The organism is Fredinandcohnia quinoae (assembly GCF_022427965.1).
Lineage (GTDB): Bacteria > Bacillota > Bacilli > Bacillales > Bacillaceae_L > Ferdinandcohnia > Ferdinandcohnia quinoae.
In genome coordinates this window covers 34,090-46,738 of the sequence record NZ_JAKTTI010000009.1, presented here as the reverse complement: position 1 = coordinate 46,738, position 12,649 = coordinate 34,090, and the positions used below count along the sequence as shown (strand labels likewise).

At 37.3% G+C, this 12,649-nt stretch carries 14 protein-coding genes and 1 pseudogene; 12 read left to right on the top strand and 3 right to left on the bottom strand.

The features are described 5' to 3' along the window. Positions 1 to 7 precede the first annotated feature (7 nt). The 11 genes and pseudogenes from MJG50_RS08020 (at position 8) to MJG50_RS07975 (ending at position 8,638) form a co-directional block, all read left to right on the top strand. Positions 8 to 1,198, top strand: a complete 1,191-nt coding sequence (locus MJG50_RS08020; RefSeq protein ID WP_240254446.1) for an MFS transporter — start codon at positions 8 to 10, stop codon at positions 1,196 to 1,198. Beyond that, the gene (locus tag MJG50_RS08015) at positions 1,199 to 2,035 is read left to right on the top strand and encodes a MerR family transcriptional regulator (RefSeq protein ID WP_240254438.1); all 837 of its coding nucleotides are present in this window, start codon (positions 1,199 to 1,201) and stop codon (positions 2,033 to 2,035) included. It abuts the gene before it with no gap. A 254-nt stretch (positions 2,036 to 2,289) separates the two neighbouring features. Beyond that, positions 2,290 to 2,658 (top strand): YxiJ-like family protein, encoded by a 369-nt coding sequence (locus MJG50_RS08010; protein WP_240254436.1) that lies wholly within the window; start codon positions 2,290 to 2,292, stop codon positions 2,656 to 2,658. A gap of 9 nt (positions 2,659 to 2,667) precedes the next feature. Then, on the top strand, positions 2,668 to 3,240 hold the full coding sequence (locus tag MJG50_RS08005) for a hypothetical protein (RefSeq protein ID WP_240254435.1): 573 nt from the start codon (positions 2,668 to 2,670) through the stop codon (positions 3,238 to 3,240). 12 nt (positions 3,241 to 3,252) lie between these two features. Then, on the top strand, positions 3,253 to 4,521 hold the full coding sequence (locus tag MJG50_RS08000; RefSeq protein WP_240254433.1) for a hypothetical protein: 1,269 nt from the start codon (positions 3,253 to 3,255) through the stop codon (positions 4,519 to 4,521). A gap of 117 nt (positions 4,522 to 4,638) precedes the next feature. Then, positions 4,639 to 4,983, top strand: coding sequence for a YhfM domain-containing protein (locus MJG50_RS07995; RefSeq protein WP_240254431.1), 345 nt, complete (start codon positions 4,639 to 4,641; stop codon positions 4,981 to 4,983). 46 nt (positions 4,984 to 5,029) lie between these two features. Further along, the gene (locus tag MJG50_RS07990; protein WP_240254429.1) at positions 5,030 to 5,551 is read left to right on the top strand and encodes a DUF6886 family protein; all 522 of its coding nucleotides are present in this window, start codon (positions 5,030 to 5,032) and stop codon (positions 5,549 to 5,551) included. Positions 5,552 to 5,670: 119 nt separating this feature from the next. Further along, entirely contained in the window at positions 5,671 to 6,696 is a 1,026-nt protein-coding gene (locus MJG50_RS07985; protein WP_240254427.1) for a serine hydrolase domain-containing protein, read from the top strand. 29 nt (positions 6,697 to 6,725) lie between these two features. After that, a pseudogene (locus MJG50_RS22305) lies at positions 6,726 to 6,832 on the top strand (shikimate kinase); the annotation flags it as partial. Positions 6,833 to 6,902: 70 nt separating this feature from the next. Further along, a complete protein-coding gene (locus tag MJG50_RS07980) occupies positions 6,903 to 7,373 on the top strand; it encodes a GNAT family N-acetyltransferase (RefSeq protein ID WP_240254425.1) in 471 nt (156 codons plus the stop codon). A 605-nt stretch (positions 7,374 to 7,978) separates the two neighbouring features. Further along, positions 7,979 to 8,638 carry an HAD family hydrolase gene (locus MJG50_RS07975; protein WP_240254423.1) on the top strand — a complete coding sequence of 220 codons (660 nt, stop codon included), beginning with the start codon at positions 7,979 to 7,981 and terminating at the stop codon, positions 8,636 to 8,638. Positions 8,639 to 8,904: 266 nt separating this feature from the next. Here MJG50_RS07975 and MJG50_RS07970 read toward each other — a convergent pair whose 3' ends face one another. Together MJG50_RS07970 and MJG50_RS07965 are read right to left on the bottom strand one after the other, a co-directional pair. Then, entirely contained in the window at positions 8,905 to 9,180 is a 276-nt protein-coding gene (locus MJG50_RS07970) for a hypothetical protein (protein ID WP_240254422.1), read from the bottom strand. 231 nt (positions 9,181 to 9,411) lie between these two features. Then, positions 9,412 to 9,741: a hypothetical protein gene (locus MJG50_RS07965; protein ID WP_240254420.1), complete on the bottom strand. Its 330-nt coding sequence runs from the start codon at positions 9,739 to 9,741 to the stop codon at positions 9,412 to 9,414. 255 nt (positions 9,742 to 9,996) lie between these two features. Between MJG50_RS07965 and MJG50_RS07960 the strand changes: the two genes are divergently transcribed. Then, positions 9,997 to 11,289: a GDSL-type esterase/lipase family protein gene (locus tag MJG50_RS07960; RefSeq protein ID WP_240254418.1), complete on the top strand. Its 1,293-nt coding sequence runs from the start codon at positions 9,997 to 9,999 to the stop codon at positions 11,287 to 11,289. Between the two features lie 28 nt (positions 11,290 to 11,317). Here MJG50_RS07960 and MJG50_RS07955 read toward each other — a convergent pair whose 3' ends face one another. After that, positions 11,318 to 12,499: a NupC/NupG family nucleoside CNT transporter gene (locus tag MJG50_RS07955; protein WP_240254416.1), complete on the bottom strand. Its 1,182-nt coding sequence runs from the start codon at positions 12,497 to 12,499 to the stop codon at positions 11,318 to 11,320. Positions 12,500 to 12,649 lie beyond the last annotated feature (150 nt).

Below are 12,649 nucleotides of genomic sequence, written 5' to 3'. Positions count from 1 at the left end.
AAAGAAAATGAGAAAGCCAAATATATCATTAGCGATTTTATTAACAAATTTATTTATAGCATTTTTAGGAATAGGGCTTGTGATACCAGTCTTGCCGACGATCATGAATGAATTAAATTTATCAGGATCCGTTGTCGGTTATATGGTCGCTGCATTTGCAGTGACACAATTAATTGCATCTCCGATTGCCGGACGATGGGCAGACACAATTGGACGAAAAAAAATGATTGTCATTGGATTATTATTTTTCAGTGTGTCTGAATATTTATTTGGGATTGGTAAAACAGTAGAAATGCTCTTCATATCTCGTATGCTCGGAGGAATCAGTGCTGCCTTCATCATGCCAGCTGTAACAGCATTTATCGCCGATATTACAACAATTGAAAAGCGTCCAAAAGCACTTGGATATATGTCAGCTGCTATTTCTACTGGTTTCATTATCGGTCCAGGAATTGGTGGGTTCTTAGCAGAAATTGGCCCGCGAATCCCTTTCTTTTCAGCGGCAATACTTGCACTAGTTGCGGCAATTCTATCTATGATTACATTAAGGGAACCGGAACGGAATCACGAGGAAGTGTCACTAAAAGAGAAGTCAGGGGTTAAACGCATTTTTGCACCGATGTATTTTATTGCTTTTATGATTATTTTAATCTCTTCATTTGGTTTAGCAGCATTTGAGTCTTTATTTTCATTGTTTGTTGACCATAAATTCAGCTTCACTCCAAAGGATATCGCAATAGCCATTACTGGAGGGGCAATAATCGGTGCTGTTGCACAGGTTGCTTTATTTGACCGTTTAACGATGCGCCTTGGAGAAATTCGATTGATTCGTTACAGTCTTATTTTTTCAACAATCTTAGTGTTTTTTATGACAATTGTTAACACCTATCTAAGCATTCTTCTTGTAACTGCCGTTATCTTTGTTGGGTTTGATTTAATGAGGCCTGCTGTTACATCGTATTTATCAAAAATTGCAGGTGATGAGCAGGGCTTTGTAGGTGGAATGAACTCGATGTTTACAAGTATCGGAAATGTCTTTGGACCCATTGTCGGTGGAATCTTATTTGATATTAATTTGAACTATCCGTTTTATTTTGCGGCTGTATTTTTAGTAGTCGGTATCGCGCTTGCAATTGTTTGGAAACAACCAGCACATTTAAAAAAGGCTGAAGCTACGAAAGTGAAGGAAGTGTTCTAGTTGAAAGAAACACTCTATTCAATCGGGGAGGTAGCGAAACTTGCGAATGTCTCGATTCAAACATTAAGATACTATGATCAAATAAGCCTATTCAAACCAGCGTATGTCGATCCAAATACAAATTACCGATATTATAAAGATTCACAGCTATATCACTTGGATTTGATTAAGTCTCTAAAATATATTGGAACTTCGTTAGAGGATATAAAAAAGGTACAGCATTTACAAAGGGAAGATTCATTGCTCTTTCTAAATGAACAGGATGCTGTTATTGAACAACAGCTGGAACGGCTAAAAGAGGTCCAACAAAATATTAAATATGTAAAAAGACGTATCAAAAAGCAGTTGAACTATCCAGTGTTTGGCGAGATAGTCATTCAGGAAGAAGTAGAGATGAGAATCCTAAAAACGGCTGTGAAAAATATATCACCACTGGATCTTTTAAATGCATCTTATAGTGAATTGAAGAAAATCGTTGAGTTTGAAGAAGGAGTTATTAATAATAGCTACGGTGCAATCATTTCTAATCAACCATACGAAAAAGTTGAGGAAATCACCTACACGCATATTTTTACGCCAATCTTAACGGATAAACAAATTTCTACCATGTCTCCAGGAATTGAAGTTGCAAAAATACCAGCAGGGCGATACGTGTGTATATACTATATTTTCACACCAGAAGTGTATTTCACCCACTTACAAATGTTGATGGATTATATTGTGACCCATCAATTAAAAGTAACAGGGGACATTTATGAAATGTTCACTCAGAGCTATTATACCAAGGGTGATGAGGGTGAATATATTGTTGAAATGAAAATAAGATTAATGGATTAGCACATAAGGATGGTTCATGGTCCTTATGTGTTTTTTTATTTACATATTTTAGGGCGGTTGGCCGGAATAATAGGAAAAGCCGCCGGAATATGTGTATTCCTGGCCGAAATAATTTTCATTTCGGACGAATAATTGCCGAAAGCCGCCGAATAAAGTATAAAACCCGCCGGATTGCAGAGATATTTTTATGTAGCATCTATTTCTACTATTATTTAACGAATATTCCTAATACAATATAGCTAGGGGGGCTGGGTTTGAATCAATTAGTTGACATTAGTAAGAAATTATATGAACCATTTCCATATAAAGATACAAGAAAAATTCAAGAAGACTTCATAAAGGAATTTCAAGCAATTCCTGATGAGGATAATTGTTTGAATGGTGATTTGAATACATATTTTGCAAACATCGCAGGGACTTTGGGTTATGTATTAAAAGGAAAATCAACAAGTATACCTAAAGGCCAAATAGATATGTTGCATTATACATTTTTTGAATACTTTGACCAGTATACGTTTCTTGCAGGGAAGATTTCACAGTATCAGGATTTTTCTAGGGAGATGATTCATTACGAACAGGCGCGAACATTGCTTTTGGAGTATCTTTCTGATCAAAATGATTGAGGTGATGTAGTGAAAAAGGTAATTTCATCGATTGTCATTGTCATTGTTTTTTTGCAGATAATCAGTTCTTTTCCAACAACAACGAGTGCATGTTCATGTGCTGGATTATCAAGTGTGGAGGAAGAATTTAAACGCTCAGAAGCAGTGTTTAGTGGAAAAGTCATTAGTGTCAAAGATAAAAGAAGTTCAGATGGATATACAGTAAAATCAGTTCTTTTCGAGGTCATGAATACGTGGAAGGGTGTCAAGCAATCTCAGATTATTATTACCACAGGTCAAGGTGGTGGCGATTGTGGCATCGAATTTATTGAGGGTACGGAATACCTGGTCTATGCGACTGAATCGGACATGTATGGTGAAAAGTCTCTGATTACAATTATGTGTGATCGAACGAGTACCTTGAGCTCTTCAGCGGCAGATTTAACAATACTTGGTGAAGGGCAGCCACCAACTGAGGTAGTCGATTTAACTAAAAAGCAAAACGGAATTCAAAAACAAACTGGACTTATTGTTGGGGGCGCAATCGTCGTATTTGTTGTTGTTTATTTATTGTTACGTAACAAAGCGAAAAAAATGAAGTGAGGTTAATGTTTAATGGATTCAAGGTTACAGAGTCTAATAGATTGCTCAAGAGTTAAATTTGGTTTAGAGAATTACTTTTTAAAAAGGCATGAGCTTTATCGTGAGGTTAATCTATTTAATGAGACGCTTTATACATTTTGTATGGAGTGGTTTCCTAATGGAGTCGAACATGAAGATGAAGATACGAATCCGGAAGGCACTGCGGTTATTGAGTTAAATTTGAAGAAAGATCAATACGAGAGAGTAATCTTTGTTGGTGGGAAGTCCTATGCAAATGGAGTAAGGTTTCCCAACCACGATAGGAACCAAATCTTCAAATGGATTGAAGAGGAGACAGGATTAACATATGGGGAGTACTTTCAATTTCATAAGGAAGAAGAGGGCAGGCTCTATTTTAAAAAATGCATCAACGATATACCACTTTCTCCTTCTAGCAGCATCGAAATAGAGGTGGATCAGGATGGAAATCTTACCTTTTTCTCTATGCATGGTCCGTTTCCTTCGGAGGAGATGATAAAGGAGGAACCATACACACTATCTCTTGAGGATATTGAACATATTTCAAAGGTACAGTTGCAATTAATAGAATTCCCTTCAGACGAACAAAAGCGATTAATTCCTCTATATGCAATGGAAGAAATTTATATCGCGAATAATGGGAAATCGACGATTCCATTTGAATTTATTGTCAACGGGAGGCCACCGTTGGAAATAAATAAAACAGTTTACTGGGATTCGGTGGCTGAAGGTAACCCTTTTAAACGAAAATCAATTAGTCTACAAGAAAATATCACAATTGAACAAGCATTTTCTTGTGAACCGAGCTTAGAGACATACCCAATAACTGAGTCTGAGCAGGAGAAATGTGTGGCTGTTGTCCAGGATTTATTATGCCGAGAATATCCGAGTGACTCGGGAAAGTGGATTTTAAAAACCTTACATAGTGAAAAGGGATTTATTCATGCGATATTAAGGATGAATAAACAGGACCATCGTGTTTTCCAGAGAAAGCTCACGATTATTATTGAACGAAAAAGTCTTGAGGCAATCAATTATATCGATAATAAACTGATGCTCGAGATGTTTGAGCACTATCAAGCATCTGAACAAGTAACAATCAGCAAAGAAGAAGCTTTTGAGAAATTGAAAACACGATTTGAACTAAAACCATATTATGTGTTTGATCCTAAGCAAGGTCAATATCGATTATGTGGGAAGCTGGATTGTCATTACGGGGTAAATGCGTCAACTGGTGAGATTATTGCACTACGTGACTTATAAATCTGGACAGAAAATATGTTAAACAGTGGTGATTCGATTATGAGGATTTTGGCTTCTATTTTTCTACTTATTTGTTTGCCAATTATTGGCGGGTGCCAGTTGCAGGGGAATCAAACAATGAGTTTATTAGATGAAAAGGTTTCAAGGATAAATATTTCTAAATCAAATGGTGTTGGAGATATGAATCAGGATATTATCCTATCAGTTGATGATAAGAAATCAGTCGCGATTATTGAAAAGGCGATCAGGACTGCAGTTAAGCAAGAGTCGAAGATTCCTAGCGGGGAAAACCCTGATTTCGATATAATGGTTGAATATGAAGGTGGTTTGCCTACTCATGCATTGCATTTATGGCTGGGAAATGAAGGAGAAATAAGCACACTGTCGTATATGACAGATACCGGGGACGTTTACATAACAACAGGTAAAACAACAAATCAATTGAGGGACATACTTTTTTAGATTAATGGGACGAGTGATCTGTCACCGTTCACCAGGAGGGTAAATAATGCGGTTATTCCATGTGAGTGAGGAAAGTGATATTGAAGTTTTCCACCCAAGATTTCCGACTCGAGCTGATTTAGATTCTACAAAACCTCTAGTTTGGGCAATTAATGAACTCTGTTTGCCCAATTTTTTAACACCACGAAATTGTCCCCGCGTTTGCTTCCATGTGGGGCCAGACACATTAGAGAGGGACAAGCAGCTCTATCTATCCTCAAATTCATGTCCACATGTAGTCGTTATTGAAAGTAAATGGTATGAAGTGATGAAGAATACAACGCTATACTTGTATGAGTTTGATCCAGTGGATTTCGCACTTCAAGATGAAAATGCAGGTTATTATACTAGCGAAGTAACTCAAAAACCAACTAATAGGTTTGTTTTGAACAACTTATTTGAAGAGCTTTTCAAACGTAATGTTGAGTTGCGGATAGTTGACGGTTTATGGAAAATGTATGATGAAATCCAAAATACATCCTTCTGTTGGTCAATGTGTAGAATGGGCTTTGCACAGCCGCGATTATGAAAAGATTGATGGTGTCTATCCTGTTTTGGATCGGCACCATTTTTTATAGCAAAATGAATGAAGGAATTTTCTATGGAATAGAAGAAATAGTAGTATATTACATTTTTCGGAGGAAGGTCATGATTTTACCACAACATTTAAACAACCGTTTCCAACCAGTGACGTCACATGTGAGAAATACATCCCAGATGGTCGATTGCACTGGTGCAAGTGTATTGGTCATTCATAACGATGAAATAGTTTCAGAAGAATACTGGGGGAAACATTCCAAATCTTTGAATGCTAGACATATTCAGGAAGACTCGCAATTTCATGTTGCCTCAGTTCGAAAAAGCTATATTGGCTTTGCAGTTGCATATGCAGTACATAAGGGTTACATACATTCCATAGATGATGAGGTAGTAAAATATCTTTCAGTTGAGAATGATGAGTTACTTAATCAAACAACGATAAGACATTTGCTCACACACACCCATGGTCTAAATACAAGAGATGGTCGTCTCTTTCGTGAATTTCCCCCAGGAACCAGTTGGGCTTATCGTGATTGCAGCATTGATATGTTAGCGGAAATTATAAGAAAGACAACAGGAGAAACGATTGCTGAAATCCTTAGTGAGCAGGTTTTTACACCATTGAATTTTACAGAAACAGGCTGGCAAGATGAGCCTACTGAAAAACTTGTTGATGTAATTAGGGAACCAAATGATAAGTTTTGGTCAGCAAGCAATGGGACAGACGGAGATAAAAAGAATATGTATGTTTCCACTAGAGAACTAGCATATTGGGGATATGTTCATATGAAGCAAGGTTTTATAAATGGAGAACAAGTCGTTCCGAAAGAAATGATAAAGCTTGCCACTTCTATTCAAAGTCCTATTTTAGAAAATAAAGACCTCCCACAAAACGGATTTTTATGGTTTGTAAAGGATATGCCAGCAAGGAAAACAGAAATTGGTGAGCTTGTACCAAAAGGCTCATATCAAATCCTTGGGTATACAAGTGTTGCTGTGCTTGTTATCCCTCAATATGATGTTGTTGCAGTAAGGATGTTTAATAGTTACGGCTCAACTCCTGGATATGATTATTTAACGGATATTAGGGAGTTTGGGGATGTGGTCATGGGGTGTGTAGGTAAATTAGGTTAGGAAGAAAAGAAAACAAATAGGAGAGTCTTATGAAATTTATTTTAGTTATTGGGCCGCAGGCTGTCGGCAAATGACCGTTGGGCAAGAACTAGAGAAAATAACAGAACTGAAGCTATTTCATAATCATATGACGGTAAGCCAGCAGATGAAGTTGCACGAATGATTAAGGAGAAGTTTCGGCTTTAAAAAATGAAAGGATTGGGAATATGAACATTAGATTAGCTGACGAAAAAGACATTGATCAATTAATTAGGATGAGATGGGATTTTACGATTGAGCATGATGAAAGTGGAGAAATTGCACAGTTGCCATATGAAGATTTTGAGAATGAATGCCAGGTTTTTCTACAAAATGTACTCAATGGTGATAAATGGTTTATTTGGGTTGCGGAAGAGAATGGGAGCATAGTCTCTCATATTTACATAGAATTGATTCAAAAAGTACCTCGTCCAGGTCGGGTAACACATCCATTTGCTTATATGACGAATGTCTATACGATAGAAGAATATCGGAATAAAGGGATTGGCAGTAGCTTGCTTTCTGCAGTCAATGAATGGGTAAGGGAAATGAACTATGAATTTGTCATTGTTTGGCCGAGTGATGAAGCTATTAATTTTTATGGGAAAAATGGGTATGTTCAATGTAAGGAACCAATGGAGTATTTTCCTGGGGAGTAATAGAAGTGGGATGGGGTAGAAATAGAGTTATCGTGCCCGAGTGAGTGGAAAAAGTGGGGTAGCGGTCACGCAAGATCGTGTCGTGTGCCCGAATGGGTGGGAAAATTGAGATATAGGTACCGCTAGCTTGTGACGCGTGCCCGAGCGAGTGGAAAACCGTGGGTAGTGGTAACGCAAGATCGTGACGCGTGCCCGAGCGAGTGAAAAACCCCAGGTAGCGGTAACGCAAGCCTGTGTCGCGTACCCAAGTGAGTGGAAAAAGTGAGGTAGTGGTATCGCAAGCTTGTGTCGCGTGCCTGAGTGAGTGGAAAAAGTGAGGTAGCGGTACCGCAAGATCGTGTCGCGTGCCCGAGTGTGTGGAAAAAGTGAGGTAGCGGTAACGCAAGCCTGTGTCGCGTGCCCGAGCGAGCGGAAAACCGTGGGTAGTGGTCACGCAAGATCGTGACGCGTGCCCGAGCGAGCGGAAAATCGATGGTAGCGGTACCGCAAGATCGTGTCGCATGCCCGAGTGTGTGAAAAACCCCGGGTTTTAAAAATAAGGAAAAGCAGCAAATAGTAATCGATAATTTTAATAATAGTCAAACATAAGGGGGTGGCTTCCTAAAATGATTAAAGCAATTATATTCGACCTTGATGGTACATTGTTAAATCGAGATGCTTCTGTCGTGAAATTCATTGAGGAGCAATATGAACGATTAAATGATGTGTTAGGCTATATTCCAAAAGAAGAGTATATAAAGAGATTCATAGAATTAGATTACCGGGGATATATTTGGAAGGATAAGGTGTATCAGAAACTTACCCAGGAATATAACATTCGAAAAATATCGTGGGAGACTCTACTCGAAGATTATCTAGCGACATTTAAAAATCACTGTGTTCCTTTTCCCAACCTAATTCATATGTTGGAAGAATTGAAGAAAAGGTCAATTCGATTGGGCATGATTACGAATGGATTTGGGCAATTCCAAATGGATAATATTAAGGCTCTCGGAATTACTGATTACTTTGATTCAATCATCATTTCGGAAACCGAGGGACTGAGAAAGCCCAATCCGGCAATATTCCATAGGGCCCTCAATCGGCTTGGGATTGATGCTAGTGAAAGTATATTTGTGGGCGATCACCCTGACAATGATGTAGCAGCATCCATGAATGTCGGTATGAAGGGGGTTTGGAAAAAAGATCCCCAATGGAATGATGTTGAAGCAGATTTCATCATTGATGATTTATTGGAGCTTATGCCTATAGTAGAAAGGTTTTGAGATAATTCAGATGTCAAAAATAATAGCAACATCAAATGGTTTATTCTGCCCTGCTACTTAGCCAATAAAGTCTCTCCTTTTCATTAAGTGTGTAATGCAAAAGGAGTGGTGCCATAGTGAATATAATAGCCTAATCCCTTGATGGCCTCTCCTAAGAGACATCTCCCACAGAAAATAACCCTAAAACTACAATAGCAGATGGAGAAAAACGAATTATTTTCTCCATCTGCTTTATTTTAGGGACTTATCGTACAGCCCCTACTATACTAATTAGATTTATCTTTAAAGAATTTTTTCAAGAGGTTATTACCAAAGGACAGAGTTATTACAGCTATACCTGTTAGTAAGGAGCCTGGTTTATTGTCGAAATAATAAAAAGTACCAAATAAAAGCAATGCTATACCTGTTAACACTGGGAATTTAACAGTTCTGTCCCCATTATCTTTCTGCTTTATTGCATAAAAAAACATGGAAATACCGCCAATAATAAAGAATAGTTCAATTATCATAACTAATATGCCTTTGACGTAAACTACCAACAACAAGTAGATCCATGTCTAGGAGCCCCCTTCCAGTTAACTAGATTTATATTATCACGCTACTCGTATTAATCAAGGTTTCATAAATTTTGGTATTTATGGGATTTGTGAATAGAACTACTAGATATCTCTGGTTGAGGCAAAAATCCCCTATAATAAGCGAAGCTATGACATTACAGGGAGGATTTAAAGCAAATAAGGCCGCTTGGGTATACTCTAAAACCCAAGCGCTTTTTATTCTAGATGTCGTTCAATCGTAAGCCAGGCATAAATTCTGATTAACGCAGGAATGATTGCAAGTATTCCTAGAAATAAATATGGACCATTAATAATAAATAGAATAATAGCTATTACAAAAGCTGCTATTGCTTTAAAATTACCTGAAAAGCCATTAATAGGCTCATTACCAACAAATGCTGTTTGACAACCTTTTAAAGACCTTGAATAACACCTTTCATGATACGGTGCAACTAAAAAGAAATAGGTTGAGATAACGAGACTTGTTTTATCTTTGATCTCCATTGAACATTCCTCACAATAAATCTCCTTTTTCCTTTTTACCATTGATAAGACCCCCAGAAAACAAACTTTTTATTATTTACGAATTATTAGATAAATGGTTTCAAAAACTGTAGAAGATTACCTTTGGTTTGCAGGAAGTAATTCAGGTAAGTTAATTCTAACCTAAAATATATTAAAAAAAGTAGTGTTATTATTTGAAAATTGCATAAATTAATATAAAATATAGACAAGCATACTTCAAGATTTACATATGGTGAGAATAGTAGAATATAAAGAAAAAAAGAGAGTGGGGAAAGAATGAGGAAAAATGTACAAAAGAGATTTTGGAGTCTGGCATTTGTAATTGCCTTACTAGTAGGGTTAATAGTACCATCTGCATCTGCAGCAGGTACAGATCCAATTCGTTATTTAGCGTTAGGGGATTCATTGGCTGCTGGGGTTACAGCAAATCAAAACGGCCTTGGTAAAAGCTACACAGATATGACAGCAGAAGCTTTGAAAAGCCAAGGTAAGCTTGAATCCTTTTCAAAACAATTTGCTGTACCGGGCTATACAACAGAAAATGTGCTTAATGATTTAACAACGAAAGCTGATTTACAGGAAGCTGTTAAAAAGTCAGATTTAATTACGATTTCAGCGGGTGCAAATGATTTTGTAAAGCTATTGAAAATTGATCGAGAAAAGGGAACAGCCGAAATTGATCCAGCTGTTGTACCCGGTACATTAGAATCAATTACAAAAAACTTTACAGGGATTATTCAATCACTTAAAAAGCTTAATCCTGATGCAAAGATATATGTAATGGGGTACTACTACCCACTGCCACATATTTCTGATGCGCAAAGACCACCACTTGTTCAAGTAACAAAGGGGTTGAATCAAACAATCGCAGCAACTGTTACTGCACAAGGTGCTAACTTTGTTCCTGTTTATGACAAATTTGGTGATGATGCAAAACAATATCTCCCGAATCCGATTGATATTCATCCAAATGAAGCAGGATATCAATTACTAAGTGAAGCATTATTAGCTAGTATTACTAGTGGTGCACCACAACAGCCTGTTGCAAAAGATATTCCAGTTGGACATTGGGCTGCAAAGGAATTAAACCTGCTTTTAGCAAATAAATTACTTTCCGTAGATGAATCGGGAAAAATCTATCCTGAAAAAGCAATAACTAGAGCGGAAGCAGCGGGGATCATTTATCAAATCATACCGACAACGAAATCAATTCCTGCAAATCCAGGGTTCATAGATGTTCCGGAAAATCATCCAGCATACATGGCGATTGCCAAATTAACTGAAGCAGGCATTTTTGCAAAGGATAAGAAATTCAACCCAGATGCACCACTAACACGTGTTCAAACGGCGAAGATTATTGCATCAGCATTCCACGTAAAAGGTGATGGGAAGATCCCTGCATATAAAGATATTTCCGCTACCTACTGGGCAGCACCTTATATTGATGCAGTGGCGGATTCCAAACTAATGGTAGGATATAGCAATAAGTCATTTGGTCTTCATGATGACACGAACCGAGCACAATTTGCTGTTATCATTGTAAGAGCCTTAGCATTACAAACAAAATAAGATAAGGGACAGATCAGCTTCACTGTCCCTAGATCATTATCCCTGTTATGGCTGCAGCCAAAAGACTAACAAGGGTAGCACCATAAAGTAGCTTCATTCCAAACTTTGCTACTTGGTTTCCTTTCTTTTCGTTTAGGCCCTTTACCGCTCCTGCAATGATGCCGATTGACGAAAAATTAGCGAAGGAAACAAGGAATACAGAAATAATACCTACCGTCCGTTTTGATAATGTATCAGAGATTTGGGCTAGGTCCATCATGGCAACAAATTCATTGGATAATAATTTTGTTGACATGATGGTACCTGCCTTAATTACATCAGAAGCTGGAACCCCTGCGATAAAAGCAAATGGGGCAAAAACATAGCCAAGAACAGTTTGAAAGCTAATTCCAAAAATGGCGTCAAAAATATGATTAATCATACTAATAAGGGCAACAAATCCAATTAACATTGCGCCGACAATGATCGCTACTTTAAAACCATCTAAAATATATTCTCCAAGCATTTCAAAAAAGGATTGTTTCTCCTCCTCTTGAACTTCAATAATATCCTCATCTGGTTTAACCTCATATGGATTAATAATATTCACAATGATAAAGCCACCAAATAGGTTCAAGATAAGAGCTGTAATGACAAATTTCGGTTCGATCATCGTCATATAAGCACCTAGGATGGAGGCTGATACAGTCGACATTGCAGAGGTACACAATGTATACAGTCGATGTTCAGGTAAATGTGGCAACTGCTTTTTAACCGAAATAAATACCTCGGATTGACCAAATACAGCAGAAGCTACTGCATTAAAAGATTCTAATTTTCCAAGTCCATTCACTTTACTTAATAGTAAGCCAAGATAGTGAATGATGAAGGGGAGAATCTTAAAATACTGAGCAATTCCAATGAGTACAGAGATAAAAACAATTGGCAATAGTACATTTAAGAAAAATGGGGAAGTCTCTTCATTTGCTATCCCACCAAATACGAAGTTAATCCCTTCAGCTGCATATGTTAAAAGATGAGTAAATAAACTTGAAATTCCCTTGATAACCGTAAGCCCAATTTCTGTATTAAGGAATAGAAAGGCAAAGGCTATCTGCAAAATAAGCATAATAATAATTGGCTTTAACTTAATTCCTTTTTTATTATTACTAACGATATAAGCGAGTAAAAAAATAATGAGTAATGCTGCTATAAAAAGAATGAATTTCAAAATAGTCTCCCCTTTTATAATGAAGCTTCAATCTATATGTTTTGGAAATGGAAGGTGATTTATACAAAAATGGGATGGAAGGGATAGTAACTTTGTCCCACATGCTTTTTGTTTGTCTTTTCCATACGAATATGCCAGTATAGAGATATA

What these genes read in the sequence shown, in the direction of transcription:
- MJG50_RS08020 (WP_240254446.1), top strand. Translation starts at nt 8, where the DNA reads ATGAGAAAGCCAAATATATCATTAGCGATTTTATTAACAAATTTATTT.
- MJG50_RS08000 (WP_240254433.1), top strand. Translation starts at nt 3,253, where the DNA reads ATGGATTCAAGGTTACAGAGTCTAATAGATTGCTCAAGAGTTAAATTT.
- MJG50_RS07995 (WP_240254431.1), top strand. Translation starts at nt 4,639, where the DNA reads ATGAGTTTATTAGATGAAAAGGTTTCAAGGATAAATATTTCTAAATCA.
- MJG50_RS07990 (WP_240254429.1), top strand. Translation starts at nt 5,030, where the DNA reads ATGCGGTTATTCCATGTGAGTGAGGAAAGTGATATTGAAGTTTTCCAC.
- MJG50_RS07985 (WP_240254427.1), top strand. Translation starts at nt 5,671, where the DNA reads ATGATTTTACCACAACATTTAAACAACCGTTTCCAACCAGTGACGTCA.
- MJG50_RS07980 (WP_240254425.1), top strand. Translation starts at nt 6,903, where the DNA reads ATGAACATTAGATTAGCTGACGAAAAAGACATTGATCAATTAATTAGG.
- MJG50_RS07975 (WP_240254423.1), top strand. Translation starts at nt 7,979, where the DNA reads ATGATTAAAGCAATTATATTCGACCTTGATGGTACATTGTTAAATCGA.
- MJG50_RS07965 (WP_240254420.1), bottom strand. Translation starts at nt 9,741, where the DNA reads ATGGTAAAAAGGAAAAAGGAGATTTATTGTGAGGAATGTTCAATGGAG.
- MJG50_RS07960 (WP_240254418.1), top strand. Translation starts at nt 9,997, where the DNA reads ATGAGGAAAAATGTACAAAAGAGATTTTGGAGTCTGGCATTTGTAATT.